The sequence below is a fragment of the Mesorhizobium sp. Primo-A genome, assembly GCF_003997175.1.
Classification (GTDB): Bacteria; Pseudomonadota; Alphaproteobacteria; order Rhizobiales; family Rhizobiaceae; genus Mesorhizobium; species Mesorhizobium ciceri.
Genome location: NZ_RZTG01000019.1, coordinates 43,720 through 69,413 on the forward strand (window position 1 = coordinate 43,720; position 25,694 = coordinate 69,413).

A 25,694-nucleotide genomic window follows, 5' to 3' on the forward strand; every position below is an offset into this window, starting at 1 on the left:
AGTCTCCTATTTCGTGATCGCCGTGGTGAATTCGGCGATGCTCATGGCCTTGACCGCGTCCCAGTCCCAATCGATGCCGATGCCCGGTTCGTCGGGCGCCAGCGCCTGGCCATCTTCGATGCGCATGCGCTTGCCGGTCAACTGGTCGAGCTGCGGAATGTACTCGACATATCGGCCGTTCTGAACAGCGCAGGTCAGGCTGACATGCAGTTCCATCAGGAAATGCGGGCAGACCGGAATGTCGAAGGCCTCTGCCGCGTGCGCAATCTTGAGCCAGGGCGTGATGCCGCCGATACGGCCGACATCGACCTGCACGATCGAGCAGGCGCCTTTCTGCATGTACTCGCGAAAATGGCGGAGGGAGTAGAGCGACTCGCCGATGGCGATCGGCGTCGGCGTCGAGTTCGACAACCGCACATGCCCGTCGATGTCGTCGGCCGGCAGCGGTTCCTCGATCCAGGCGAGGTCGAGCTCACGCAGCCTCGCAGCGCGCCGGATCGCTTCGTCGACCGAAAACCCCTGATTGGCGTCGGTCATGATCTCGTAGCCGTCGCCGACCGCCTTGCGCACCGCCGACAGGCGGGCAAGATCCTCCGACCCGTGCGGCCTGCCGATCTTGACTTTCGAGCCGCGAAATCCCTTCGCCTTGGCGGCCAGCGCATCGTCGACCAGCGCCTGCGTCTCGATGTGCAGCCAACCGCCTTCGGTGGTGTAAAGCGGACAACGATCCTTGGCGCCGCCGGCCAGTTTCCACAAAGGCAGGTTTTGCTTCTTGGCCCGCAGATCCCAGAGTGCTGTATCGATGGCGGCGATCGCGATGGCGGTGATGGCACCGATGGTCGTGGCATGGGTGGCGAATTCGAGATCGTGCCAGATCGCCTCGATCATGTCGGGATCGCGGCCGATCAGGCGCGGCACCAGATGGTCCGAGAGCAGCCGCATCACCGACGAACCGCCGGTGCCGATCGTGTAGCTGTAACCGGTGCCGACCGCACCGTCGGAATCGGTGATCGTGACGATCGGCGTTTCCTGACTGACGAAGCTCTGGATCGCGTCGGTGCGCTTGACCTTGGGCACAAGGTCCACCATGCAAAGGTCGACTTTCTCGATTCTGGCCATGCCGATCAGCTCCGCAGTGTCTTTCCGGTCTCAGTGGCAAACAGATGCGCCTGCGACATGTCGAGGCTCATGGCGACCCGCTCGCCCGGCCGCAGTGGCCTCGGGTTCAGCATGCGCGACACCCAGTCCGTGCCGTTGAATTCAACGAACACCAGCGTCTCGTTGCCGAGCGGTTCGGTGACCGTGATCGGCAGCTCGATCTGGTGGACATCGGCCGCGCCACCGGAACTGATGCCATGGCCGGTCGGGTAGATGTCGTCCGGCCGCAGCCCGAACACCACCTTGTCGCCGGTCGTGACATTGGCCTTGAACTGAGCGGGCAGCGGCAGCCTTTCGCCGCTGGCGAAAACCATCTGGCCGTCATCGATCGTCGCCTCGTGCAGATTCATCGGCGGTGAGCCAATGAAGCCGGCGACGAAGCGCGTCGCGGGCCGCCGGAACACCTCGTCGGGCGTGCCGACCTGTTCGATATGACCGTCGCGCATGATGACGATGCGATCGGCAAGCGTCATCGCCTCGACCTGGTCGTGGGTGACGTAGATCACTGTCGACTGCACCTTGGCATGCAGCTTCTTGATCTCGGTGCGCATCTGCGTGCGCAATTTGGCGTCGAGATTGGAAAGCGGTTCGTCGAACAGAAACACATCGGGGTCGCGCACGATGGCGCGGCCCATCGCGACGCGCTGGCGCTGACCGCCGGACAGTTGCGACGGGCGGCGGTCGAGCAACGTGTCGAGGCCGAGGATGGCCGAGGCCTCGGCGACGCGGCGGTCCATGTCTTCTTTGGCGGCGCCGGCGATCTTCAGGGAGAAGCCGAGATTCTCGCGCACCGTCATGTGCGGATAGAGCGCATAGGATTGGAACACCATCGAGATGTTGCGCGAGCGTGGCGGCAAATCGTTGACGATGCGTCCGCCGATCTCGATCGAGCCGGCGCTGATTTCCTCCAGCCCGGCGATCATGCGCAGCGTCGTCGACTTGCCGCAGCCGGACGGGCCGACCAGCGCAATGAACTCGCGGTCGGCAATGTCGAGATCGATGCCGTGCACGATCCCAATAGTGCCGTAGCGCTTGGTCAGCTTGGTGAGGGTAACGGTTGCCATGGGATCAGCCTTTCACCGCGCCGGAGGTCAGGCCGCCGACAAGGTGTTTCTGGACTATGTAGGTGAGGGTGAGCGCCGGGATGATCATCACCACGGCCAGCGCGCACATGCCGCGCCAATCGATGGTGAACTCGGCCGTGTAGTCGAGCAGGCCGACCGGCAGCGTCTTGGCGCTCACCGAGCGGGTCAGCTGCGAGGCCAGCGCGAACTCGTTCCAGCAGGTCAGGAAGGCGAAGATCGCGGCCGACGCAATGCCCGGTCCGGCGAGCGGAAACTCGACCTGCCAGAACGCCTGCCAGCGGGTGCAGCCATCGATCTGCGCTGCTTCCGCGAGGTCCTTGGGCACCTGGCGGAAGAAGCCGTCGATCAGCCAGATGGTGAACGGCACGTTGAGCGCGACATAGGCGAGGATCAGCCCGAAATGGGTGTCGATGATGCCGAGCCGCACATAGAGGAAGAACAGCGGCAGCGAGAGCGCGATGCCCGGCACGGTGCGCGTCAGCATCAGGCCGAGGAAGACGCTCGATTTACCGCGAAAACGATAGCGGGCGAACGCATAGCCGCCTGCCATGCCGATGGCCACCGCAATCACCGTCGAGGTCACCGAGATGATCAGCGAGTTGCGGAAATATTCAATCACCGGGATGCCGCCCTTGCCGATGCCTGAGAACATCGCGACATAGGCGTCGAACGAAATCTCCTGTGGGATCCACACCGGTGGCTTTGCCATGATCTCGACCGTCGGCCGCAGCGACGACAGCACGATCCACAGGCCCGGCAGGCAGATGGTCAGCATCGCCAGGAACAGGCCGATGCGATAGATGATGCCGAGCAGCCGGCGCTTCAGGCGGGCGGAAGAATTCTCGTCCATCTTCACCACTCCGCACCGATCTGCGTGCGCGCCGCGGCGAGCTTGTTGAAGAAGTAGACGGTGAAGGCGATCGACAGCAGGATCGAAAAATAGGCCATGGCGTTGGCCATGCCCATGCGCCCGTCGCTGTAGGCGGTGCGGGCCACCAAGGTCCATAGCAGTTCGGTGCGGCCAGCCGGTCCGCCATCGGTCATGATCTTGACGATGTCATAGGCGCGCGCCACGTCGAGCGAACGGATGGTCATGGCGATGTAGGCGAAGGGCATGACGAATGGCCACGTCACATAGCGGAATGTCTGCCACGGCGTGCAGCCGTCGACCCGCGCCGCCTCGATCGGCTCCTTGGGCATGGCGAGCAGGCCGGCGAGGATCAGGATGGCGAAGATCGCCGTCGACGACCAGATCTCGGCGATCGAGATGGCGATGAAGGCGAGATGGCCCTCGATCAGCCACGGTATGGCGTCTCGCGTGATGCCGAGCGACTGCAGCGCATTGTTCACCAGGCCGATATTGTCGTTGAACATGAACTTGAATTGGAAGCCGACCAGGATCGGCGAGAACATCATCGGAAACATCATCAGCGTGCGCAGGATGCGCTGGCCGCGCGTCGCCTTCTCGACCAGCATGGCGAGGCCGAGCCCGAGCAGCATTTCGAGATTGAGCGCGATGGTCAGCAGCAGAACCGTGCGGCCGAAGGCCCACCAGAAGTCGGTGTTGGACAGGATCGAAAGATAGTTCCGGATGCCGATGAAGACGTAGAACGTTTCGGGCCGCGTCAGGCGGAACGGGGTGAAGCTCGAATAGAGCGACAGAAGCAGCGGCACCACCACCACCGCCGCCAGCACGATCATGGCCGGAAGCAGCAGCAGGAATGGCGCGGATGGCTTGAAGCCCTTCATCAGAATCCTTGAGTGTTTGTATTTGGACGGCGGTGCGTTGGCTGGGCGCGAAGGGTTAGCGTAAACCGCTGGCATCCCGCGCAACGCGATCGCCTCCCCCATTGCTGATGGGGGAGGCAGCCCTGGGAGCCGTTGCTAGAGCTTGCCGGCGTCCTGGAGGATTTGTGTCGCCTTGGCGGCGGCTTCATCCAGTGCCTGCTTCGAGGTCTTGTCGCCGAGGATCGCCGCCTGCAGCTCGGGATAGACGGCGTTCGAGATCTCGATCCATTCAGGCGTCTGCGGCACGGCGAAGGCGTGCTTGGCCTCTTCCTGGAAAGCGGTAAGAACCTCCTTCTTGTAAGGATCGTTTTCGGCCTGCTTCAGGTCCCAGTCCCAGACCGCGGTGCGGGTCGGCAGCGGACCGGCGGCGGCCTCGAGCTTCTGGCTGTCCTCGTTGGTCAGCCACCAAACCAGGGAAGCCGCGGCCTCCTTGTTCGGGCAGTTCTCGGTCACCGAGAAGCCATGGAAGCCGGACCAGCCGGTGCGCTTGCCGGACGAACCCTTCGGCGCGACTTTGACGCCGACATTGCCGGCGACCTTCGACGACTTCGGATCGTTGAAGAAGCCGGCCCAGCCCGGCCAATCCAGGTTGATGGCGACAGTGCCGGACGCAAAGCCTTGGCCGAGATCGTCCCAGAGATAGTTGGTGGTGCCGGCCGGCACGGCCTTGGCCTTGTAGAGGTTGACGAACCAGTCGAGCGCCCGGATGCCGGCCTCGGAGTTGAAGACCGGCTTGCCGTCCTTGTCGAGATATTCGCCGCCCTCGGCGACGACCATCTCGTAGAAGCGGCCGTTGATCGCCTCTTCCTTGCCGGCGAACTGGGTGCCGTAGAAATTGGGCGGGTTGGCGAAGAACTCGGCCTGGTCGGTGACTTCCTTCCAGGTGTCCGGCGGCACCAGATCATAGCCGTATTTCGCCTTGAACTTGGTCTTGTTGTCGGCGTTCTCGTACAGGCTCTTCTGGTAGTAGAGCGCCGAAACGTCGAACTGCGCGCGCGGCAGCATCTCCAGCTTGCCGTCGATGGTAGCCGACTTGATGGTCGACGGCACGAAGGCGTCGATCTCTTCCTTCGGCAGCAACTTGCTGAGGTCGGTGTAGAGGCCGGTATATTGCGGCGCGAAGGAGGAATGGTTCCAGCCGACGCACCAGTTGGTGCTGCCCGAGGCGATGTCGGACTTGAGCTCCTTGTCGATATCGAAGCCGTTCTTCTTGGTCAGGATGTTGACCTTGGCGCCAGTCGCCTTCTCCCATTCCGGGATCCGTTCGTAGAGCTTTTCATATTGCTGGCCGCCGATCAGCTTCACGTCGACGGTCACGCCTTCGAACTTGCCGGGCAGGTCGCCGGCAAGGGCTGCGCCTGCACCAAATGCAAGCAACAATGCACCGGCGGAGACGCCGGAAAGCAGTCTGTTCATTGGTATCCTCCCTGGGTGCGCCTTGGCCGGCGACCGCAACTCGTCTGATGACAAGAAGTGCTACATTCATATACAAACAAAACATTCATAGACACGTCAAGGCGAAATTTGTTTCCGCCGCGCACGTTCCTGCGTATATGACGGGCGAAATTCACTGGAGGATGAGCCCATGGACGACAGCGAAGACGAGCGCTATCGCGCACCGGCGCTCGACAAGGGGCTCGATATCCTTGAACTGCTGGCGGGCGTCGACGGTGGCCTGACCCAGGCCGAAATCGCCAAGAAACTCGACCGCAGTCCCAACGAATTCTATCGCATGCTGGACCGGCTGGTGCGGCGTGGCTACGTCACGCGCCTCGACGGCGACCGCTATTCGCTGACGCTCAAGCTGTTCGGCCTGGCACAGCTGCACGCGCCGGTACGGCGGCTGGTCTCCTATGCGACGCCGCTGATGCGTGAGCTTGCCGAGACATCGCAGCAGGCCAACCAACTCGTTGTTTTTGATCGTGGTTCTGCCGTCGTCATCGGTCAGCAGGAAGCACCGAACTACTGGGGCATATCGATCCGGGTCGGCTCCCATATCAGTCTATTCGATACTGGCTCGGGACATGTGCTGCTCGCCTTCCGCTCACCGGAAGAGCGCCAGATGATGATTTCCGAACACGTCCGCAGCACCGACAAGACGGCACAATCGAGCGAGTTCTTCACCCGTCTCGACCAGATCCGCGACCGTGGCTACGAGATGATGGCTTCGATGCAGACAGCCGGCGTCTTCAACCTGTCGGCCCCGGTGCGCAGTTCCGACGGCAAGGCGATCGCCGCGCTGTCGATTCCCTACATCACGGTGGTCAACGCGCCTTCCGCACCCGATATCACCAGGACAATCGAACTGTTGCTGGCAACGTGTGAAAAGCTGTCGCACCTTGCTGGATCAGCAGTCGGCTCATCGGTGTGAATTCTTATTTGAATGAAGAATTCTCTCGTGAGATGATTTGAAAAGCCAGAGGGAGGAGCCTCGCCATGATCATCGACACCCATCTTCACCTCATCGATCGCTCGGCCCTGCGCTATCCCTGGCTCGCCGGCGTGCCGGCGCTCAACCGCGATTTCTCTTATGAAGACTACGCGACGGAGGCGCAGCGTGTCGGCGTCGAGCGCGTGCTGCATATGGAGGTCGATGTCGATCCGGCCGACATCGAAGCCGAGACGGCTCGTGTGGAAGGACTGTCACGGCAGCCCGGCAGCATGCTGGCCGGGGTGATCGCGTCCTGCCGTCCTGAGGAAGGAGACTTCGCGGCCTATCTCGAACGGCAGCGGGCAAACCCGTTCGTAAAGGGCTTTCGCCGCGTCCTTCATGTCGCGCCCGACGAGCTCTCGGAAGGTGCGGTGTTCCGCGACAGCATCAAGCGGCTTGGCGGCACCGGCCTGACCTTCGATCTCGTCGTGCTGCCGCACCAGATTCCCAAGGCTATCGTGCTTGCCGACCTGGCACCCGATGTGACGTTCGTCCTCGACCATTGCGGCGTGCCCGACATCAAGGGCAACAGGGAACATCCATGGCGCGAGCATATGAGCGAGATCGCCCGGCGCCCGAATGTCATGGCCAAGATTTCCGGTGTCGTCGCCTATGCCGATGCCGGCAGCTGGACGGTCGAGACGTTGCGGCCGTACGTCGAGCACACCATCAATTCATTCGGCTGGGACCGCGTCGTCTGGGGCAGCGACTGGCCGGTCTGCACGCTAGGCGGCGGCCTGTCGACCTGGGTGGCGGCGACCCATGCATTGCTCTCGGGCTGCAGCATTGCCGAGCGCGACAGGCTGTTGTCCGGCAATGCCCGCAAGCTGTGGCGGCTCGACTGACAGGTCCTTTCAGATGGTTGCCGAGACGTGCCGTTCGCGGCCATAGAGCGAAACCAGCAGCACGATGACGAAGCCGAGCGCGGCCTGCACTGCCGCGGGCTGGAAGCCGAGGCCGATGAGCAGCGTGTTGATCTCGGTCAGCACCAGCACGCCGGCGATCGTGCCGAGATAGCTGCCCCGGCCGCCGACCAGTGCTGCGCCGCCGACGACGACCGCTGCGATGGTCTGGAACAGATAGGGCTGGCCGACATCGCCATAGGCCGAGCCGGTGAAGCCGAGCAGCAGCACGCCCGCGACAGCGGCGAAGAAGGCGCTTGCTGCATAGGTGATGACCCACATGCGAACCGGGTCGATCAGCGCCAGCGGCGCCGCTCCCGGATTGCTGCCCAACGCATAGAGCCGGCGGCCATAGGGCGTCCGCTCCAGCACCAGCACGACCAGCGCCGCCAGCACGACCAGGCTCGGCACCAGCCACGGCACCGGCAGCGGGCCGGCCGATCCGCCGATCGAGACGAAGCTGGAAACCGCTTGTGGCGCGGAGCCTGACGGGAAGCCGGCTGTCCACAGCAGCACCAGCCCTTGCACGACCATGCCGATGCCGAGCGTGACGATGAGCGGCTGGATGTCGAGGCTGCGCGAGATCAGCCCGTTCAGCCCGCCGATGACGAGCGCCAGCGCGCCGACCAGGCCGCAGACGAGAAAAAAGTTCCAGCCATCGCCATAAAGCTGCGCAGCCACGACATTGGCAAAGCCGATGACGAAGGGGATCGAAAGGTCAATGCCGCCCATGATGACGACCAGCGTCTGGCCAATCGAGGCCACGGCGAGCAGCGAGGCGAGCACCAGCATGGCCCGTATCGCAAACGGCGCCGAGTAGCCGGGAATGAGAATTGTGCCGGCAAGGTGCAGAAGGGCGGCGACGCAGAAGGCGCCGACGACACGGGCGTTGGTTGTCGCGAAGAGGTTTTGGCGCAAAACCATGTCAGCGTCTCCCCATGGCAAGACGTTCCTGCAGCGCTGTCAGCATCACCGCCAGCACCAGGATCGCGCCGTAGGCGATCTGCAGCACGAAGGTCGAGACGTTGAACGTCGTCAGCACGCTCTGCAGCAGGAAGATGTCGATGGCGCCGATGGCGGCACCCGCCACGCCACCACGGCCGCCGGCCAGGCTGACGCCGCCGAGCGCTACGGCGGCGATGGCGATCAGCGTGTAGGTCGGCCCTATGTTGGGGTCGGCGGAGCCGATCAGCGCGGTCAGCATCAGCCCGGCGCATCCGCCGAGGATGCCGGTCATGACATAGGCGATGAAGCGCACGCGCGTGACATCGACACCGGCGGTGTAGGCGGCGCGGTCGTCGCTGCCGACCGCCATAAGCTGGTCGTAGTATGGTGTGCGCCGCACCAGCCACCAGGCAATGAACATCAGTGCCAGCGGCAGCATCGACAGCGGGCCGGACAGCGCCTTAAGCCAGGCCGGCGCTGGGCCGATCGGCGCCGGCAGGATTGTCAGCGTCACGCCGGTCAGGATCAGATAGGTGCCGAGCGTGGCGACGATCGGCTGAATGCGCACGATTGTCGCCAGGAAGCCGTTCGCCGCGCCCACCAGCGCGCCGACGAGCAACGCCGCCGGAACGAGCACCAAGGGCGACGAGATGCCGGTGCCGAGGAACAGCACCTGGATCGTCAAAGCGTTGACAAAGCCCATCAATGGCCCAACCGAGATGTCGATTCCGCCACGCCCGGCGAGGATGACAGGCGTGGAGGCGATGGCAGCACCGATCAAGGGCGCCGCCAATCCGACCAGCGCCCCCCAGGAACCCGGCTGGAATCGTCCCGGGCTGAGGATGAGATTGACCGCAAGCAGCACGACCAGCAGCACGACGGCGAAGCCGAAATTTCGCCCAAGGGACAGGAGGCGCGCAACAGGGCTCATGCCGCACGTCCGAACATGGCTGATATCACGCCGTCGGTGGTGAGGGCGTTGCCGGCGATCTCGGCCGCGACTTCATTCTCACGGAACACCAGCACGCGCTGGCACAGGAGAAGAATCTCCTCGATTTCGCTGGACAGGATGACGAGCCCCATGCCGTCGGCCGCCAGCCCGCGAAACACGTCGTAGAGAACATGCCGCGTCGCCACGTCGACGCCACGCGTCGGATCGTTGAGGAGCAGGATCGCGGGCTCCAGCGCCAAGGCCCGCGCCAGCAGCACCTTCTGCTGGTTGCCGCCCGACAAAGTGGTGATCGTGGCATCGGGCCGGGGTGCGGCGATTGACAGTTTTTCGCGGTAGATGTCGTAGCGCGCCTTGCGCGCCGCCGGGCTGATCAGGCCGAGCCGTGTGTCGCGCGACAGAGTCGAAACGGCGAAGTTGTCGAGCACCGACTGCGTCGGGAAAATGCCGTTGGCGCGTCGGTCGCGCGGCAAATAGGCGATGCCGCTGGCGACAGCCTTGCGAAACCCGGTGATCTTACGGGACGCATCCGATGCACCGAGCTCGATCGAGCCGCCATGCGGCGGTTCCAGGCCAGCAAGCATCTTGAGAAACAGCTCCTGGCCATGACCATCGAGGCCGGCAAGCCCGACGATCTCACCCGGAGCGATTGCCTGCGTGATCGGGCTGGCGCCGGGCGCGATGACGAGTTCGCGAACGGCAAGACCACCAAAATCGAGAGCGGTGCGATCAGCCATGCGCAAGCTCCGCGGCGGTACGTGGCGCCATTGTCTTGAGAAGCTCAGCCGGCGTCGAAGCGCCGCGCTCTTCGGTGCGCACCACGCTGCCGCCCCGCAGGATCGAGATGCGATCCGAAAGCGACATCACCTCGTCCATGCGGTGGGTGATGAACAGGATCAGGCAGCCCTCGCCGGCAAGCGCACGCATCAACGAAAAAACGGATTCGCGATCGGCGAAGTCGAGCGCGGCGGTGACCTCGTCGAGGATCAGGATCTTTGGGTTGCGCACGATCGCGCGAGCAAGGACGACCAATTGCTGCGCGGCGAGCGGCAGCAGGCCGGCTGGCATGTCGAGAGGGACGTCGGTGACCGCGAAGCGCTTAAGCGCAGCTTTCGCCCGGTCACGGCGCTCGTTGCGGGGCACAGCGCGCCGGACCAGCCCGTCGAGGCCGAGCAGGATGTTGTCGGTCACGCTGCGATCCGGCGCGATCAGCACCTCCTGGAACACCGTGGCGAAGCCTTGCGCCTGGAAGGCCGAGGGGTTGGCGCCCGAGAACGGCTTGCCGTGCAGGAGGATCGCGCCGCTGTCCGGCTGGACGATGCCGGACAACAGCTTGACCATCGTGCTCTTGCCCGAACCGTTCTCGCCCAGGATGGTGTGGATGGTTCCCGCCCGAAACGCGATCGATGCGTCCGCGAGCGCGATCGTCTCGCCATAGCGTTTGGATATGGTTTTGACTTCAAGCATGTCGCATTTCGATGCTGGCAGGCCGGCTCCCCGAAAGGAGCCGGCCTGTTGAGAGATTAGCAGGCGTCACTTTGCACAGGCATCGGGCACCTTCGAATAGTCCCAGCCCTTGGTTGGCGCCGGGTTCGAGAAATAGGCGTCGAGCCATTCCTCCGGCATCGGATCTTTCGGCGGGATCGGGAAGATAGACACGGCGTCCGTCGTCATGCAGTCCTTGTACCAGGCACCGAGATCGGCGGTGTGGACAGGCGGGATCGGGATCAGCAGCGTGTTCAGCTTCGGCTTCTGCCCGTCGAGCATGCGCTCGCCGACGCGGAACAGCGTCTGCGCGGTCCAATGCGGCAGCACCGCATGGCCTTCGAAGCGGTACTTGTCGGGGTTGGCCTTCCAGTAGCCCAGCGCATCGCCGGTGATCGAGCCGGTGATCAATGGTGCGGGCCGGCCGGCTTCTGCGAAGGCTTCGGCGACGACGCGGCTTTCGCTGCCTGTCGTCCACACTGCATCGATCGGCGCCGGGTTGGTGGCGATCGCCTGCAGCACCACGGTCTTGGTGACGTTGGCTGTCCAGTTGCCATTGACATTGCGCGAGATCTTCAGCTTCGGATTTTCAGTCAGCGCCTTGTCCGCGCCCTGGCGCTCCTGCACCACGATCGGGTGTCCGGCGATGCCTTCGACCAGAAGGATGCTGGCGCCGTCCGGCTGCGCCTTGCCGATCGCCGCCATCATGTCGTAGCCCCAGCGCGCATAGTTGGAATCGACATTGATGGCGTTCGGGCTGGTCACCGAACCGGCAGCGGTGATGAACGGAATGCCGGCTTTGGCGGCAGCGTCGATCGCATCATCGAGTGCCGTCGCCGAGCCCGGGATCGAGGTGATGATCGAGCACTTCTTGTCGATGAAGGCGCGGATCTGGTTGATCTGCTGGCTGGCGTCATTGTTGGAATCAGACACCTCGAAGCTGGACACCGTTCCGTCGGCGATCAGCCCGTCGACGAGACGCTTCAATTCCTTGGTCACCGTGACCCGCCACGGATTGCCCTGGTAGGATTCCGAGTGGCACCATTTCCACGGTTTCGGCGGCGCTGTGAAATTGTCCCAGGCCGAAGGCAGCACCTTCTGCGGCGCGCCGTCATATTGCGCCTTGAGTTCGGTCGGCAGCCCGCCGATGACGCCTTGCACATCCTGCGCAAAGGCGGTCGTTGCAAGCGAGGCAAGCGCGGTTGCGGCCAGCAGGCCGCGGATCATTCCTGTCATCTCGTTCTCCTCCGTTCGGTTTGGTTCAGGCTCCTCCACCGGCAGCGCCGGACACCTGCACCGGGGAACTCTCCCGAAACAGGCGATTGAGATCGGCAACAACCTGTCGGGCTTGATGCCGGGAGGTCATGCCGGAAAGGATGCGTTCGGATGCTGCTTGCTGGAAAGTCATGTAGCCGTCGTGGCGCGGCCGCACCCATGCACCCTCCAGCGTCGCGCGCGTATCCCGATAGAAGTCGCCGGTCGCTTCATTGACAGCCTGGTCCTCCCAGGCCGCTGCATGGCCGGGCTGGCCGCCGGCGGCGGCATAGGCGCCACGCTGGACATCGCCGCTCGCGACCCAATAGGCGAAGTCGATCGCGGCATCCCTGGCTTTGGAAAAGGCTGATACGGCTATGCCGGTGCCGCCAAGCGCCGAACCGACCGGGCCGCCGGAACCGATGACCGGAACATCGGCAAAGGCCAGCCGGTTCGCCCGAAAGCCAGCCGTCGCATAGGAAACGTAACCATAGATCAGTGGCGCGCAGACGAACCTGGAACCGGCCTCCGCCATACGTTCGGAGACGGCAATCGGGTCCATCTCGAAACACGCGGGATCGACCAGCGCTGCGATCTCGCGCATTGCCTCGAAGACTTGGCTACCGATCTCCACATCGATCAGATCGTCGGATGGATCGGTCGTGCAGGCATGCCCGAGATTCCCGGCAAGCGTGTAGAACACCATCAACACGTGAGGCGGCCGCAGCGGCAGCAGCACGCGGCCTTGCCGGGCGAGATCGAGCACCTCGCTCCAGCGCGCCGGTGGCGCACCGATCGCATCCGGACGCCATGCCTGGACCTGCGTTGCCGCATCGATCGGGAAAGCCCATTGCCGTCCTTGCCAGTTGTAGCTCGGATAGGACTGGCCGATGCTGCCCGAGGCAAGGGCCGTGCGTTCCGCCTCGCGTCCGGCGACATCCAGCGGCTCCAGGCAGCCTTCGGCCGTGATCTGGCCGACATGCGGATGGTCGATGACGATGAGGTCATAGGCGCGCGCCAGTTCTTCGACCGGGAAGGATTCGAAGTCCTGCAGCGAGCGCTTGTCCCATTCGATGGCAATACCGGTCTTCTGCTGCCACAGCGCCGAGCAGGCGACCATCGGATCATAGCCACGCGGATGGCTCCAGGTCATGCCTTTGAGCTTGGGCGAACTCACAGGCCGAACTCCGCGCGGATGGCGGCACTGTGCTCGCCGATGCGGGGCGCCGCCCGATCGGCCTTGGCTCTTATGCCATCGACCCGGAGCGGCGAACTGGTGGTGAGGATCGAGACATCGTCCTCGCGCGTCACAGTCTGCAGCATGCCGAGGGAATGGAACCCTTCGCTCGCCAGCATCTCCGGCCAGGTCAGCACTTTGGCGCACCAGATGTCGGCCGGCTCGAGGATATCAAGCCACTCGTCGATCGTCTTGGTGGCGATCCGCTGTGCGATGATCGCCTTGATGTCGTCACGCGCGGTGAACCACGACGCAGGCTTGTCGCGATAGGGTGCGAGTTCGCTGAGCGACAGGAGATCGGCCAGCTTGGGAATCGGCGTCATGGCGATGGCGAGGTATCCGTCCTTGGCCGGGTAAACACCGTAAGGCGCCGACAGATAGGCATGCGCGCTGCGGAAGCTGGAGCGCCTGGGCAGCCGGCGGCCGTCATTGAGATGCGTCGTCAGCACCTCGAACTGGAAATCGACCAGCGCTTCCAGGAGACTGGTTTCGATATGGCTGCCCTGGCCGGTGATGCCGCGCCGCACGAGTGCGGCCAGAATGCCCTGCGCGCAGGCGGCACCGGCCAGCATGTCGCCGATGGCAAGACCGAACGGCACCGGCCCTTGGTCCTCATCGCCGTTCAGCCACATCACGCCGGAGCGCGCCTGCGCCAGCAGGTCTTGGCCGGGTCTCTTGACCCATGGTCCGTCTTCGCCATAGCCGCTGATCGAGGCATAGACCAGCCGCGGATTGATCTTGCGGACCGCCTCATAGTCCAAGCCGAGCCGCTCGATGACGCCCGGCCGGAAATTCTGGATCAGCACATCGGCCTTGGCCAGAAGGCCGCGCAACGCCTCGAGATCGGTCTCGTTCTTGAGGTCGATGGCAAGACTTTCCTTGGCCCGGTTGATGGCATGGAAGATGGTGGAATCGCCGCCGATCTCGGTGTCGCTGAGATAGAGCCGGCGCGACAGGTCGCCGCCATCCGGACGCTCGATCTTGATGACGCGGGCGCCGAGATCGAGCAGCCTGAGTGAGCAATAGGGCCCGGACAGGAACTGGCTCATGTCGACGACGACGAGACCGGCGAGCGGCAATTCGGCTGCTGCCGGCATGCTATTTCTCCGTCTTGCCGACGAAGTCGGCCGGGTTGCGGTACTTCACCGTCTGCAGATGCTCGCAATAGAGAACCAACTCGCCTTCGCCCTTGAACACCTCATAGCTGGCGCGGATCAGCCCCATTTCCTTGTAGCGGGGCTTCTTGTCGAGGTTGGAGCGGATCGAATAGATCGTGTCGCCAATGAAGACGGGTTTTATGAAGCGGAGCTTGTCGTAGCCATAGGAGAAGGCATTGACGCAGTTGGTGGCGACCAGCCCCAGGCCAGCCGAAAAGACAAAGGCGCCGGCGATCAGCCGCTTGCCGAAAATGCCTTCGTTCTCGGCAAACATCTGGTCCTGCACATAGGGGTGGATGTCGAGCACCAGCGTGTTGAACAAATGGCTGTCGCCTTCGGCCATTGTGCGCCGCAACGAGCGGATCTTCTGGCCGACGGGCCAGTCCTCGTAGAACCAGTTTTCGGCATTCCACACCGGCAGCGCGGCGTGATCTCCGGGCATGTTCTTGGGATGCGTCGAGGCGACGCCGACGGTAGGTGCGAAATCGTTCATGGTCGGCACCGCCAGACCTGCATGGGGCACGTCACAGCTGTCGGAAAACGCATCAAGGCGTCGAAATACAAGACGTCTCCTCCCGTCAATCTTCTTTTGTAAATAGTATTTTCACATATGGGGTTGCGTTGCAAGCGTGAACAGGCGAAATTTTGGCTGCTCCCGCGCGCCAAAGCGCAGGCGGGTAGGGGAGGAAATCATGCGCGAGAATTGTCTGGTCTTTGTCGGCAGCCTGAACCGCGAGGCGCCGTATTTTCAGGGCGCTCGGGGCGTCGGCCTCAGCGTCTACAGCTTTGACGAGACGACGCTGGAAACACGAAAACTGGCCGAGACCAACGACGTCGACAATCCGACCTTCCTCTCGGTGACACCGGACGGCTCGCGGATCTACGCCAACTCGGAAGTGTTCACCTGGCGCGAGGGCACCGTCTCAGCTTACAGCTTCGATCGAGCTTCGGGGACGCTCATTTATCTGAACAAGCAACCGTCGCTCGGCAGCATAGCCGCCCACAACACCATCACCCGCGACGGGACAAAACTGCTGGTCGCCAATTACGGCATGGGCGAGGGCGGCCCGGATCGCGCGGTGGCTGTCTATGGCTTCGAAGAGAACGGCGCCTTGTCGGCGCCGCTCGCCAGCGTTTCGCATGAGGGCAGCGGCCCGAATGTGGCGCGGCAGGAACGCTCGCATGCGCACAGCGTCACCGAAACCATCGGCGGGGGAACAGCCATCGTCGCCGACCTCGGCATCGACCGGCTGGTGTCTTACCGGATCGAGCGCGAGGGCAATCTGGCCAAGCTAACCGAATCCGCTTTGCCATCCGGCGCCGGTCCACGCCACCTCGCACTGCATCCGAACGGACGCTTCGTCTTCGTCATGAACGAACTGGATTCGACCATCGTGTCGATGGCGCTGGACGAAGCCACCGGCAAGCTCTCGATCATCGACGCAAAGCCGGCGGTGCCGGCCGAGGCACGCGACAGCAACCACTGCGCCGATATCCAGATCTCACCGGATGGCCGTTTTGTCTACGGCTCCAACCGCGGCCATGACAGCGTCGTCATCATGGCGGTCGACCAGCAGACAGGGTCGCTCAGCCTCGTCAGCTATATCCCTTGCGGCGGCGCGACCCCGCGTAACCTGGCGCTGACGCCGTCAGGCGGCCATCTGTTTTCCGCCAACCAGAATGGCGACCGCATTTCGATCTTCGCCCGCGACGCCGACAGCGGCATACTGACCGACACCGGGCGCGCCATCGAGATCGGCACGCCGATGTGCGTCAAGATCGTGCGCTGAACGCCCACAAAAATCGCCCGAGGCTCAAGCCTGTTGTATTGCCGAGAGCTTCCAGTTCGATCCATTCTCACGCACGAAAGTCCACAGCTCGGTCGTCTCTGTCGGATGATCATCGTCGCCCGCGACGATTTTGCCGCTGGCCCGTTCGCGCGTCACGTCACGAGATTCGTAGCGCAAGGCGGCTGTGGCGTAGTCGCGCTCATCCTCGCGCCAGCTTTCCGCGATGTCGGCCTGCAGCAAGGTGATATCAGTCACCTCGTTCCTGAGACCTTTCTGGGCATTGTCGGCCAACTCTTCCGAAAGATAGGATACCATTTCGGGTGTAACCGCCCGGCGCAGAGCGGCATGGTCTTCGCGCCCGAATGCTTCCTGGACATCGGTCAGCAGCTGCTGGAATGCGTCGAGATCCGTCTGGGCCAGCGTGATCTCCTCGGAGGCGGCGGCCGGAGAGCCTCCACCTGAACCGCCGCTGAAACCGGGAATTGTGAAGGAGCCTGCAGTCTGCTGCCCTGCCGTTGAGCGGTTCTCAAATCGCGAAGCCTGGGCATTGCCGGCACCTGCGAGCGCCGGCGCGGGGCCGCGCGCGGATTGCGAGCGGAAGAACCTGATGGCCAGCATGATCGCGCCACCGATCAGCAAGGCCTGAAGCAGGAAACCGAACATGCCGGCCAGGCCGCCGAAGCCCTGACCCAAAAGCAGGCCGAACAGGCCGCCGAGCAACAGGCCGCGCATCATCGTTCCACCGAAACCGCTCATGAAGCCGGGCCTCTGCAGGCCGGCCTGCGGCTGCCGGGCCGCGTTGTTCACACCGGTGTTGGGCGTCATCGACCGCTCGACCGGAGCGGTCGGTGCTGGGGCCGTCCTGGTCGGCGGTGCCGATTGGAACGTACGCATGCCACGACTGCCGAAACTGCCGCCACGACGGGCCTCGGCATGGTCCATCGCAACCATGGAGAATGCAAGGAACAGTCCTGCAAAGAGGGCTGCAAATCGGCTGGTGCGGGAAATCATCGGAGATGAACCTTTGTCGATGTGGTTTCGGAAGTTTCAGCAAGTGCCGGCCTGGATGTCGGGCATCATGCGGTCAGTCGAACAACTCTTCGAAGAATGATTTCTTCCGCTTTGGATAGCGGTGACCGTGCGAGCGGGAATAATCGTCATCGCGGCTCTGGCCATGTTGTGGCTGGGAGAATGCTGCCGGCTGTGGCTGCGGCGCGGGCGCCGCTTCCCTGCCGGAACGCTCGATGATCTTGTCGAGTTCTCCTCGATCAAGCCAGACGCCGCGGCACTGCGGACAGTAGTCGATTTCGATACCCTGGCGTTCGCTCATCACGAGCGCGACGCGGCAGGAGGGGCAAACCATACCGAGGAGGGAAGTAGATGTCATACGGGGCTCCAAACCGAAAGGAATGAGCCCGCTTGACCGAAAGAATGGAAACGGGCCCGTTAAAGCGGTCCGACATCACAATCGCCAAAAGCGACAGTCAGAGGGGCCCGGCCCGCACCGAACAGTTAGGGATGCAAAGCCGCGGCTTCAAGGTCGATATTGCCCTGCAAGAATGATTTGTTCGCCAGCGTTGCTCAGGCAGTCACCACGATTCAAATCGTCACCACGATCTCAGATCGTCACTACGATCTTGCCGAACTGCTCGTTCGACTCCAGGTAGCGGTGCGCCTCGACGATTTGGTCGAACGCGAAGGTCCTGTCGATGATCGGCCTCAGCGTTCCGTGCTCCAGACCTTCGACGATAAACGCCTTGGCGGCCTCGAGTTTCACAGGGTTGCCGGTGATCTCGTGGACGAGGTAGCCGCGCAGTGTCAGCGTCTTGCTCAGCACCGCTGGCAGCGGGAATGGCGTCGGCTCGCGGCTGAGACCGCCATATTCGATGAGGATGCCGCCACGCGACATGGCCGCTGTGAGTGGCTCGAAGATCGGGCCGCCGATCGCATCGAACACGACGCGCACGCCTTCAGGCCCTGCGATCTCATTCAGCCGTGCCGCCAAATCCTCCTCGGCCAAGGTGACGACTTCAGCCGCGCCGGCATCGAGCAGGGCCTGCCTCTTCGCCGATGTCCGCGTCACCGCAATCGCTGTTGCACCGACCCTGTTGGCGATCTGGATTGCCGCAAGCCCGACGCTGCTCGAGGCTGCGGTGATCACCACGTGGTCTCCGCTGTGCAGCCCGGCGATATCGATCAGCGCGCCATAGGCGGTGAGATACTGCATCCAGACGGCCGCTGCCGTCTGCCAGTCGAGCGACGGCGGATGCTTGACGACAAGTCCGGCGGGGTAGGTGGCAAACTCGCCATAGGCCGGCCAGCGGATCATCGATTGCGGCGGGATGACACTGACGCTGTCGCCCGGCGCGAAATCCTTCACGCCGACACCAATAGCCTCGATGACGCCCGCTGCCTCGAGGCCAAGCCCCGAGGGGAGCGTCGGCGTCTCGATATAGGAAGCCGCGCGCAGCAGCGCTTCGGCGCGATTGAGGCCGAGTGCCTTGACCCGGATTTGAACTTCGCCCGAACCCGGTGGGGAAAGCGCGACATCCTCGATGCGCAGAACCTCGGGGCCACCATGCTGGTGAAAGCGAACTACGCGTGTCATTCGGATACTCCAAATCATCTGAACCGAATGAGCTATGCAGCCGGTCTTGCCAGGGATAAATGGCTGTAAGAGAAGAACAGTAGAAACCAGGAGTTCTGAATATGGATCGGCTTGAGAGCATGGCCGTGTTCGTCAAGGCGGTCGATCTCGGCTCGTTCGCGGCCGCGGCGGTCGCGCTTGATCTCTCCGGACCGATGGTCGGCAAGCATGTCCGGTTTCTTGAGGAGCGGCTGGGCGTGCGGCTGCTCAACCGGACCACGCGACGGCAGAGCCTGACCGACTTCGGCCGCGCTTACTATGAACGCTGTCGGGTGGTGCTCGCCGAGGCCGAAGCCGCCGATGCGCTCGCCGCCGAACAGTTTTCGGAGCCACGTGGAAAACTGCGGGTCACCATGCCGGCGCATTTCGGGCGCCATTGCGTGACCCCCGTGTTGCTGAAGCTGGCCCATCAATATCCGATGCTGGAACTCGACCTGTCGCTCACCGACCGCTTGGCGGATCTTGCCGAGGACGGCTACGATCTCGCAATCCGCACCGGCACTCTTGACGACAAGGTGGGGGTGATTGCGCGTCGCGTCGCGCGTCAGGGCATGGTCGTCTGCGCGGCACCCTCTTATCTCAGAATTCATGGCGAGCCGCAGCGGATCGAGGATCTCGCCGACCATCAGGCGATTGTCTACCGCCGGCTCGGCCAGGTCGTTCACCCGTGGTTGTTTGTGCGCGAGGGGCAACCCACGCTCGAGATCACGCCAACCGGACGGCTGCGGCTCGACGATCTCGATGCCATCGCTGACGCGGCCGCCGACGGCATGGGGCTGGCCTGGCTGCCCTGGTGGCTGGTACGCGACCGCATTCAGGCCGGCGCGCTGATGGCGCTGTTGCCGGACCAGCCGCGATATCTCTACGACTGCCACGCGCTTTGGCTGCAGACACCGCATCTGCCGCTGAAGGTGCGGCTGGCCGTCGATGCGCTGGCCGTCGCCTTGCCGAAATCGATGGCCTGATTGCCAATCGCCGCCGCTCAGTTGAGATCGCGCCGATACTCCTTGACCTCGCTGCGGTCGACGATCCGCTCGTCTCCGTCATGGGCAGTGATGTGGGTCTCGATCCGCCAGACGTCGCGCAGCGCGCGCACCGTCGCCGTCACTGAAAGGCGCGCCTGCCAGTCGCCGCGGCCATAGGATTTTTCCCAGGTGCAGGTGCCGACCGCCGAGGTCGGGTCGTCGGGGTGAATGGAGAACCGGTCGACATGCTTCGCTGAAAGGACGATTCCCGTATGCGGATGCCGCACCGTGCCGCCATCATTGACGACTTGGTAGACCGTCTCGCTGGTGACCTGGTCTGTCGAAACCGAGCGCTGAAAACCGTCGCCCTTGGCCAGAACCTCCTGCTCCATCGGCGCGGCGCTTTCCGGAGCCAGGAAGGCCCCCAGCGTGTCGTCCAGCTTCTGCGGCGCGCGCACCGGCAGGATCAGCCGGCTGTCCCCGCAATGGATCGACAGCGTCGCCTGCTCGGCGGTCGGAAAGACGATCGGCCAATGCGATGTCGCCAGTGCCAGCCGGATACGCTCGCCAGCCTCGAAACGCTGCCCGCAGCAGCGCAGCTTGATGCGGACGGTCTCCGCCCGGCCCGGCACCATGGGTACGATGTCCAGATCATCGTTGCGATGGCTCAGATTGAGGATGCCGTAGCTGATGCGCGAGGCAGCACCTTCCGGGAACACTTGCGACAGCGTGGCGGACAGAAGCGCAACCGGCTTGTCGGAGGAGAGCTTGACCTCGAATTCGGGAAAACCGAGGATCTCGACCGCTTCGGTCAACGGCGCCGTCTCGAAGATCAGGGCATTGCCTTCTTCCGTGCGTTGGTCGACCGGCAAGGTAGGCATGACGCCATAACCGCACCAGGCGCCGGACGACAGGCCGGCCGTCTGCGGCGATGAAATCTCCAGGATCGTGTCTTCGCCCCTGGCCTCGCTCAGCACATGCGGCGCAAGGTTCAGCACCTTTTCGCCGATTCCCGGCCCCGGCCATGCCGGCTCCGCGACCCAGCGGCCGGGTCGCTCGTCATAGATCGCTGCCGGCCGTGCGGGATCTTGAATCCAGGCGCGCAGCATCGGCTCGTCGGCAATGCCGGTGTTTATGCCCTTGAGATATTGATCCCACCAGCGCAGGCACTCCTGCAGGAAGCCGATGCGCGGTCCCGGCATGGCGAAGTGCGGATATTTATGGCCCCAGGGTCCAATCAGCCCTTTACGGGGACCGCTTAGCTTTTCCAGCATCCGGAAGATCGGATTGGGATAACCGTCGGCCCAGCCGCCGACGGCGTAGACCGGGATTTCGACATCGGAATATTCCTCGCAGATCGAACCGTGCTTGTAGAAATCGTCGCGGCGCTGGTGTTCAAACCAGTCCTGCATCCAGATGCCATTGCCATTCAGCCGTTGTTTCCAAAGATCGCGCCAGCGGTCGCCGACAATGAGCGGGTCGGGCGGGGTCATGGCGATGGCCCAGGCGGTGGTTCCCCACATCAGATTGTCGCACATCATCGCGCCGCCGAGATAATGCACGTCGTCGTTATAGCGGTCGTCGGTCGAGCACAGCGAAACGACGGCTTTCAGCGCCGGCGGCCGGCGGGCCGCGACCTGCAGCCCGTTGAAGCCGCCCCAGCTGATGCCGATCATGCCGACGCTTCCCGAGCACCAGGATTGCCTCGCCAGCCATTCGATGACCACCAGGCAGTCATCCTGCTCCTGCTTCAGATACTCACCCTTGCACAGCCCTTCGCTGTCGCCCGAGCCGCGCATATCGACCCGCACGCCGGCATAGCCGTGACCGGCGAAATAGGGATGCGTCAGCGCATCGCGCTCCACCGTTCCGTCACGCTTGCGATAGGGCAAATATTCGAGGATCGCCGGCACGGGATCGCTCTCCGCGTCTTCCGGCAGCCAGACACGCGCCGCCAGCTTGACGCCATCCGGCATCGGAATCCACAAATTCTCGATCTCGCGGATTTTGCGCGGGAAATCGGTGACGATGCGGATATCTTGCATGGCGGCTCCTCTCAACGCCCCGGCCGACACTTGCGCCGGTGGCGATCCTTATGTGTTCAGCGGGAAATGGCAGGTTAGACGGCTGTCGCCGACCGAGGCCGGGACGGGGACATCCAGCGCGCAACGGCCCTCGGCCTGCGGGCAGCGTGTGTGAAACTCGCAGCCTGAGGGGCGCGCCAGCAAGGACGGAACGTCAGCCGGCAGCGTGATGCGCTGGTGCACCCGATCTGGATCGGGCTCGGGGTTGGCGGACAGAAGGGCCGCCGTATAGGGATGATGCGGGGCACGGAAGATCGCTTCGGTTTCGCCCTGCTCGACGAAGCGTCCGAGATACATCACCGCCATGCGGTCGGCGATCTGGCGCACGACATGCAGATTGTGGGTGATGATCAGCATCGACAGGCCCATGCGGTCGCGCAGGTCGTTGAGCAGGTTCAGCACCTCTCCCTGCACGGAGACGTCGAGGCCGGCGGTCGGCTCGTCGGCGACGACCAGCACCGGGTCCAGCGCGATCGCCCGCGCAACGCCGACGCGGCGCGCCTGGCCGCCGGATAGCTGGTGCGGGTAGCGGTCGGCGAAATCGCGCGGCAGACCGACCAGCGCAAGAAGCCGTGTGACTTCAGCGTTGAGATCGCGATCCGACAAACCGTGGATGACGAAAGGCTCCGACAGCAGCGAGCGCACGCTGAGCCGCGGCGACAGCGATCCGACCGGATCCTGGAACATCATCGGCATGCGCCGCCGCACCGGTTTCATCGCGGCGTTGGACAGGCCTTGCAGTTCCTGTCCTTCGAACACGATCGTGCCTGCTTTCACCGGCTGAAGACCGTTGAGGGTGCGCGCCAGCGTCGTCTTGCCCGAGCCGGATTCGCCGACCAGCGCGAAGGTGCTGCCTCGTTGAAGCGTGAAGCTGACGCCGGAGACCGCTTCGATTTCGGTGGCCCGCCCCGCGAGCCTGGCGGACAGGCCGCCAACCCGAAACGAGACGCGCAGGTCGCTGACACGGAGCAGGTCTTCGTTCATGCGCTCATGGCCCCCAGTGGAACGTCCGCGTGCCAGCAATGGGCGATATGAGATCCGCCGACAGGGGCGTTGGGAGGCGTCGTCAGGCATTGGGCGTCGGCGCGATCGCAGCGCGGCTGGAAGACGCAGCCGCTTGGTCGGCGGCGCAGGTCCGGCAAGGTCCCGGCAATCGTCGGCAGCCGGGGCACACGCTGCGACAGCCGGGCGGGATCGCAGGCCAGCAGCTTCTGCGTGTAGGGATGGCGGGCGTCGTGGAAGATCTCGCGGGTCGTGCCGCTTTCCACCACCTCGCCGGCATACATCACGATCATCTCGTCGCAGAGTTCGGCGATCACGCCCAGATGATGCGAGATGAACAGCACCGAGCAGCCGATGTCGCGCTGCAGATCCTTGAGCAGTTCGATGGTGGCCACCTCCAGCGTCGCATCGAGCGCCGTGGTCGGCTCGTCGGCGATCAGCAGCGCTGGCTCCATCATCAGCGCCATGGCGATGGCGATGCGCTGCTTCATGCCGCCGGAGAATTCGTGCGGAAACTGCGTCAGCCGGCTTTCCGGATCGGGAATGCGAACCTTGCGCAGCATGGCGACCGAGCGCGCATCCTTGTCCCGCTTCGACAGACCCGAGCGATACTGGATGTCGCGCATCTGCCGCCCCACCGACAGCACCGGGTTGAGCGCACCCATCGGGTCCTGGAAAACGGTGGCGATCCTTTGCCCGCGCAGGCCGCGCATCGCGGTGGGGTCGAGCCGGGCAAGGTTCTTGTCGCCCTCGAAGATGATGTCGCCCGATAATATCTCGCCATTGTCGGCGAGCAGGCCGAGAATGGCGTTGATGAGCGTCGACTTCCCGCAGCCGGATTCGCCGACCACGCCAACGCTGCGGTTGGCCGGCACGGAAAAACTCACCTGCTTCAGCGCCTCCAGTCGCCCACTCTCGGTGTGGAAGGCGACGCTCAGATCCTTGATCGCGAGAACCGTCATGACCGCCCCTTCAGCCGGGGATCGAAGAGGTCGCGCAGCGTCTCGCCGAAGAAGGTGAAGCCGAGTGTGGTCAGCACGATGGGCAGGCCGCCGGCAATCACGATCCAGTAGGAATCGCGGATGTTGGCAAAGCCGTCATTGAGGATCGCGCCCCAGCTCGGCGTTGGCGGCCGCACGCCGAGCCCGAGGAAGCTCATGCCGGCCTCGATCGCCACCACCACGGGAATGTCCATCGATATCAGGATCAGGATCGGGCCGATGATGTTGGGCAGGATATGGACGCGCAGGATACGGCCGGCACTGGCGCCCATCGAGCGCGCCGCCATGACATGTTCGGCCGACTTCAGCACCAGCGTCTGCGTCCTGATGATGCGGGCATAGCCCGGCACATTGACCAGCATCACCACCAGCACCACCGCATAGAGCGAGGGGCCGAACAGGGTGACCAGCGTCAGCGCCAGCATGACGGTGGGAAAGCTCTTCACGGCGTCGAAGATCAGCAGCAGCACATTGTCGAGCCAGCGCGGCCCATAGCCGGCGATCAGCCCGAGCACCACGCCGACGACCAGCGACACCGCTGTCGCGCCCAGCGCGATCAAGAGCGCGACGCGCCCGCCATAGAGCACCCGGGTCAGAAGATCACGGCCGAGGTGGTCGGTGCCGAGCAGATGCAGCAGGCTCGGCGAAGCGAAGCGTTCGGCCGGCGATATCTTGCTCGGCGCATAGCTGGTCAGCGCGCTGGCAAACACCGCCGACAGCACCACCAGCGTCACCAGCGTCAGGCCGACGGCGCCGAGCGGCTCGCGCATGATGCCGCGCACGGTGCGCCACAATCCGGACAACCGGCTGCCGCCGGAAGACAGCTCAGTTGAAACTTGATCTGACACGGGGATCCAAGATACCGACCAGAATGTCGGCCGCTACGTTGACGAGGACGAAGAAGACCGTGGTGACCAGCACGGCTCCGGAGACGATGGGGTAGTTGCGCACCGAGATCGCCTCATAGACCAGCTTGCCGATGCCGGGGCGGGCGAAGACGATTTCGGCGAAAACGGAAGACGACAGCATGTGGCCGATGCCGACGCCGAGCAGGGTGATCGTGGGCAGCACGGCAATGCGCAGCGCGTAGGTGTAGACGATCCGGTGCTCTGTCAGGCCGAAGGCGCGCGCCGTGCGGATATGGCTGGCCTCCAGCGTCTCCAGCATCGAGGCGCGCACCATGCGCGAGATGTAGCCGATCCAGCCAAGCCCGACCGCCAGCGACGGCAGGATGAGGTGCTGGAGCCGGCTGGCGAGGTCGCCCGGTTCGCCGGCGCCGATCGCCGGCAGCCATTGCAGTGCGACCGCGAACACCAGCAGCGAATAGATGGCGACGACGAAGGACGGCACCGCGATCATCGCCACCGAAAGAACCCCGATCACCTGATCGACAAAGCCGCCTCGGCGCACCGCGGCGATACAGCCAAGCGGGATGCCAAGCGCCACCGACCAGGTGATGCCGCCGACCACCAGCGCCAGCGTGAACGGAAGCTGCTCGATCACCACGTCCAGCACCGGCCGGTTCGACAGAACCTCGGTGCCCAGGTCACCGCGCAGGACCGATCCGTAGAAGTGCAGGAACTGCCGCCACACCGGCTGGTCGAGGCCCATGCGTACGCGCAGCGCCTCCATCATCTCCGGCGTCGCGCGTGGCCCCAGCGCGACGGAGGCCGGGTCGCCGGGAATGAGGTAGACCATGGCGAACATCATCATCATAGCGACGCTGATGATGATGGCGCCAAGCCACAGACGCTTGAGGGCGTAGCGGATCATTTTCGGTACCTGTCGGACGGTCTTTGGTGGGGGCGAGCCCC

The 25,694-nt window shown here is 63.9% G+C and carries 25 protein-coding genes; 4 read left to right on the forward strand and 21 right to left on the reverse strand.

The genetic code is table 11. The features are described from left to right. Positions 1-6: 6 nt before the first annotated feature. From EOC83_RS28605 to EOC83_RS28625, 5 genes are all read right to left on the reverse strand, one after another. Entirely contained in the window at positions 7-1,119 is a 1,113-nt protein-coding gene (locus EOC83_RS28605; RefSeq protein WP_063167541.1) for a mandelate racemase/muconate lactonizing enzyme family protein, read from the reverse strand. Positions 1,120-1,124: 5 nt separating this feature from the next. Next, the gene (ugpC, locus tag EOC83_RS28610; RefSeq protein ID WP_063167542.1) at positions 1,125-2,222 is read right to left on the reverse strand and encodes a sn-glycerol-3-phosphate ABC transporter ATP-binding protein UgpC; all 1,098 of its coding nucleotides are present in this window, start codon (positions 2,220-2,222) and stop codon (positions 1,125-1,127) included. Positions 2,223-2,226: 4 nt separating this feature from the next. Continuing rightward, positions 2,227-3,093: a carbohydrate ABC transporter permease gene (locus EOC83_RS28615; protein WP_013533026.1), complete on the reverse strand. Its 867-nt coding sequence runs from the start codon at positions 3,091-3,093 to the stop codon at positions 2,227-2,229. Between the two features lie 2 nt (positions 3,094-3,095). After that, positions 3,096-3,992 carry a sugar ABC transporter permease gene (locus EOC83_RS28620; protein WP_013533025.1) on the reverse strand — a complete coding sequence of 299 codons (897 nt, stop codon included), beginning with the start codon at positions 3,990-3,992 and terminating at the stop codon, positions 3,096-3,098. Between the two features lie 135 nt (positions 3,993-4,127). Further along, entirely contained in the window at positions 4,128-5,447 is a 1,320-nt protein-coding gene (locus EOC83_RS28625; protein ID WP_063167543.1) for a sugar ABC transporter substrate-binding protein, read from the reverse strand. A 169-nt stretch (positions 5,448-5,616) separates the two neighbouring features. Here EOC83_RS28625 and EOC83_RS28630 point away from each other — a divergent pair, with 169 nt between their 5' ends. Continuing rightward, positions 5,617-6,402 (forward strand): IclR family transcriptional regulator, encoded by a 786-nt coding sequence (locus EOC83_RS28630; protein WP_013533023.1) that lies wholly within the window; start codon positions 5,617-5,619, stop codon positions 6,400-6,402. A 65-nt stretch (positions 6,403-6,467) separates the two neighbouring features. Then, positions 6,468-7,307, forward strand: coding sequence for an amidohydrolase (locus tag EOC83_RS28635; protein ID WP_063167544.1), 840 nt, complete (start codon positions 6,468-6,470; stop codon positions 7,305-7,307). 9 nt (positions 7,308-7,316) lie between these two features. Here the strand turns inward: EOC83_RS28635 and EOC83_RS28640 are convergent, their stop codons facing one another. The 8 genes from EOC83_RS28640 to EOC83_RS28675 form a co-directional block, all read right to left on the reverse strand. Continuing rightward, positions 7,317-8,288, reverse strand: a complete 972-nt coding sequence (locus tag EOC83_RS28640) for an ABC transporter permease (RefSeq protein ID WP_013533021.1) — start codon at positions 8,286-8,288, stop codon at positions 7,317-7,319. A gap of 1 nt (position 8,289) precedes the next feature. Further along, positions 8,290-9,240: an ABC transporter permease gene (locus EOC83_RS28645; protein ID WP_027163923.1), complete on the reverse strand. Its 951-nt coding sequence runs from the start codon at positions 9,238-9,240 to the stop codon at positions 8,290-8,292. After that, positions 9,237-9,995: an ATP-binding cassette domain-containing protein gene (locus tag EOC83_RS28650; RefSeq protein WP_063167545.1), complete on the reverse strand. Its 759-nt coding sequence runs from the start codon at positions 9,993-9,995 to the stop codon at positions 9,237-9,239. Before EOC83_RS28650 ends, EOC83_RS28645 begins: the two co-directional genes overlap by 4 nt. Further along, positions 9,988-10,725, reverse strand: coding sequence for an ATP-binding cassette domain-containing protein (locus EOC83_RS28655; RefSeq protein WP_013533018.1), 738 nt, complete (start codon positions 10,723-10,725; stop codon positions 9,988-9,990). The genes EOC83_RS28650 and EOC83_RS28655 overlap by 8 nt, the downstream gene beginning before the upstream one ends. A 66-nt stretch (positions 10,726-10,791) precedes the next feature. Beyond that, complete coding sequence (locus tag EOC83_RS28660) at positions 10,792-11,979, reverse strand: ABC transporter substrate-binding protein (RefSeq protein ID WP_024502499.1); 1,188 nt, start codon at positions 11,977-11,979, stop codon at positions 10,792-10,794. A gap of 25 nt (positions 11,980-12,004) precedes the next feature. Further along, positions 12,005-13,174 carry an extracellular solute-binding protein gene (locus EOC83_RS28665; protein ID WP_063167546.1) on the reverse strand — a complete coding sequence of 390 codons (1,170 nt, stop codon included), beginning with the start codon at positions 13,172-13,174 and terminating at the stop codon, positions 12,005-12,007. Then, entirely contained in the window at positions 13,171-14,331 is a 1,161-nt protein-coding gene (locus tag EOC83_RS28670) for a CaiB/BaiF CoA-transferase family protein (protein WP_063167547.1), read from the reverse strand. Before EOC83_RS28670 ends, EOC83_RS28665 begins: the two co-directional genes overlap by 4 nt. Position 14,332: 1 nt before the next feature. Then, entirely contained in the window at positions 14,333-14,884 is a 552-nt protein-coding gene (locus EOC83_RS28675) for a MaoC family dehydratase (RefSeq protein WP_013533014.1), read from the reverse strand. A gap of 199 nt (positions 14,885-15,083) precedes the next feature. Between EOC83_RS28675 and EOC83_RS28680 the strand changes: the two genes are divergently transcribed. Further along, a complete protein-coding gene (locus EOC83_RS28680) occupies positions 15,084-16,181 on the forward strand; it encodes a lactonase family protein (protein WP_063167548.1) in 1,098 nt (365 codons plus the stop codon). A 24-nt stretch (positions 16,182-16,205) separates the two neighbouring features. On the opposite strand, the gene EOC83_RS28685 is transcribed toward EOC83_RS28680, so the two are convergent. From EOC83_RS28685 to EOC83_RS28695, 3 genes are all read right to left on the reverse strand, one after another. Continuing rightward, entirely contained in the window at positions 16,206-17,192 is a 987-nt protein-coding gene (locus EOC83_RS28685; protein WP_063167549.1) for a Tim44 domain-containing protein, read from the reverse strand. A 73-nt stretch (positions 17,193-17,265) separates the two neighbouring features. Then, positions 17,266-17,568 (reverse strand): zf-TFIIB domain-containing protein, encoded by a 303-nt coding sequence (locus EOC83_RS28690; protein WP_024502504.1) that lies wholly within the window; start codon positions 17,566-17,568, stop codon positions 17,266-17,268. 231 nt (positions 17,569-17,799) lie between these two features. Then, positions 17,800-18,789: a zinc-dependent alcohol dehydrogenase family protein gene (locus tag EOC83_RS28695; RefSeq protein ID WP_063167550.1), complete on the reverse strand. Its 990-nt coding sequence runs from the start codon at positions 18,787-18,789 to the stop codon at positions 17,800-17,802. 101 nt (positions 18,790-18,890) lie between these two features. On the opposite strand from EOC83_RS28695, the gene EOC83_RS28700 reads away from it, so the two are divergent. Next, entirely contained in the window at positions 18,891-19,793 is a 903-nt protein-coding gene (locus EOC83_RS28700) for a LysR family transcriptional regulator (RefSeq protein ID WP_063167551.1), read from the forward strand. Between the two features lie 17 nt (positions 19,794-19,810). Here the strand turns inward: EOC83_RS28700 and EOC83_RS28705 are convergent, their stop codons facing one another. From EOC83_RS28705 to EOC83_RS28725, 5 genes are read right to left on the reverse strand one after another with little or no spacing between them, the layout of a single operon-like run. Beyond that, positions 19,811-21,838 (reverse strand): CocE/NonD family hydrolase, encoded by a 2,028-nt coding sequence (locus EOC83_RS28705; protein ID WP_063167552.1) that lies wholly within the window; start codon positions 21,836-21,838, stop codon positions 19,811-19,813. A 48-nt stretch (positions 21,839-21,886) separates the two neighbouring features. Further along, complete coding sequence (locus tag EOC83_RS28710; RefSeq protein WP_013533007.1) at positions 21,887-22,861, reverse strand: ABC transporter ATP-binding protein; 975 nt, start codon at positions 22,859-22,861, stop codon at positions 21,887-21,889. Further along, positions 22,858-23,841 carry an ABC transporter ATP-binding protein gene (locus tag EOC83_RS28715; protein ID WP_063167553.1) on the reverse strand — a complete coding sequence of 328 codons (984 nt, stop codon included), beginning with the start codon at positions 23,839-23,841 and terminating at the stop codon, positions 22,858-22,860. Before EOC83_RS28715 ends, EOC83_RS28710 begins: the two co-directional genes overlap by 4 nt. Then, positions 23,838-24,683, reverse strand: coding sequence for an ABC transporter permease (locus EOC83_RS28720; RefSeq protein ID WP_082826413.1), 846 nt, complete (start codon positions 24,681-24,683; stop codon positions 23,838-23,840). The genes EOC83_RS28715 and EOC83_RS28720 overlap by 4 nt, the downstream gene beginning before the upstream one ends. A gap of 22 nt (positions 24,684-24,705) precedes the next feature. Beyond that, the gene (locus EOC83_RS28725; protein ID WP_063167554.1) at positions 24,706-25,653 is read right to left on the reverse strand and encodes an ABC transporter permease; all 948 of its coding nucleotides are present in this window, start codon (positions 25,651-25,653) and stop codon (positions 24,706-24,708) included. Positions 25,654-25,694 lie beyond the last annotated feature (41 nt).

Bases quoted from the DNA above. Each gene is read 5' to 3' on its own strand.
- EOC83_RS28700 (WP_063167551.1), top strand. From the start codon at position 18,891: ATGGATCGGCTTGAGAGCATGGCCGTGTTCGTCAAGGCGGTCGATCTC.
- EOC83_RS28620 (WP_013533025.1), bottom strand. From the start codon at position 3,992: ATGAAGGGCTTCAAGCCATCCGCGCCATTCCTGCTGCTGCTTCCGGCC.
- EOC83_RS28710 (WP_013533007.1), bottom strand. From the start codon at position 22,861: ATGAACGAAGACCTGCTCCGTGTCAGCGACCTGCGCGTCTCGTTTCGG.
- EOC83_RS28655 (WP_013533018.1), bottom strand. From the start codon at position 10,725: ATGCTTGAAGTCAAAACCATATCCAAACGCTATGGCGAGACGATCGCG.
- EOC83_RS28630 (WP_013533023.1), top strand. From the start codon at position 5,617: ATGGACGACAGCGAAGACGAGCGCTATCGCGCACCGGCGCTCGACAAG.
- EOC83_RS28660 (WP_024502499.1), bottom strand. From the start codon at position 11,979: ATGACAGGAATGATCCGCGGCCTGCTGGCCGCAACCGCGCTTGCCTCG.
- EOC83_RS28675 (WP_013533014.1), bottom strand. From the start codon at position 14,884: ATGAACGATTTCGCACCTACCGTCGGCGTCGCCTCGACGCATCCCAAG.
- EOC83_RS28680 (WP_063167548.1), top strand. From the start codon at position 15,084: ATGCGCGAGAATTGTCTGGTCTTTGTCGGCAGCCTGAACCGCGAGGCG.
- EOC83_RS28670 (WP_063167547.1), bottom strand. From the start codon at position 14,331: ATGCCGGCAGCAGCCGAATTGCCGCTCGCCGGTCTCGTCGTCGTCGAC.
- EOC83_RS28640 (WP_013533021.1), bottom strand. From the start codon at position 8,288: ATGGTTTTGCGCCAAAACCTCTTCGCGACAACCAACGCCCGTGTCGTC.
- ugpC (WP_063167542.1), bottom strand. From the start codon at position 2,222: ATGGCAACCGTTACCCTCACCAAGCTGACCAAGCGCTACGGCACTATT.
- EOC83_RS28650 (WP_063167545.1), bottom strand. From the start codon at position 9,995: ATGGCTGATCGCACCGCTCTCGATTTTGGTGGTCTTGCCGTTCGCGAA.
- EOC83_RS28690 (WP_024502504.1), bottom strand. From the start codon at position 17,568: ATGACATCTACTTCCCTCCTCGGTATGGTTTGCCCCTCCTGCCGCGTC.
- EOC83_RS28715 (WP_063167553.1), bottom strand. From the start codon at position 23,841: ATGACGGTTCTCGCGATCAAGGATCTGAGCGTCGCCTTCCACACCGAG.
- EOC83_RS28645 (WP_027163923.1), bottom strand. From the start codon at position 9,240: ATGAGCCCTGTTGCGCGCCTCCTGTCCCTTGGGCGAAATTTCGGCTTC.
- EOC83_RS28705 (WP_063167552.1), bottom strand. From the start codon at position 21,838: ATGCAAGATATCCGCATCGTCACCGATTTCCCGCGCAAAATCCGCGAG.
- EOC83_RS28615 (WP_013533026.1), bottom strand. From the start codon at position 3,093: ATGGACGAGAATTCTTCCGCCCGCCTGAAGCGCCGGCTGCTCGGCATC.
- EOC83_RS28725 (WP_063167554.1), bottom strand. From the start codon at position 25,653: ATGATCCGCTACGCCCTCAAGCGTCTGTGGCTTGGCGCCATCATCATC.
- EOC83_RS28605 (WP_063167541.1), bottom strand. From the start codon at position 1,119: ATGGCCAGAATCGAGAAAGTCGACCTTTGCATGGTGGACCTTGTGCCC.
- EOC83_RS28625 (WP_063167543.1), bottom strand. From the start codon at position 5,447: ATGAACAGACTGCTTTCCGGCGTCTCCGCCGGTGCATTGTTGCTTGCA.
- EOC83_RS28685 (WP_063167549.1), bottom strand. From the start codon at position 17,192: ATGATTTCCCGCACCAGCCGATTTGCAGCCCTCTTTGCAGGACTGTTC.
- EOC83_RS28695 (WP_063167550.1), bottom strand. From the start codon at position 18,789: ATGACACGCGTAGTTCGCTTTCACCAGCATGGTGGCCCCGAGGTTCTG.
- EOC83_RS28635 (WP_063167544.1), top strand. From the start codon at position 6,468: ATGATCATCGACACCCATCTTCACCTCATCGATCGCTCGGCCCTGCGC.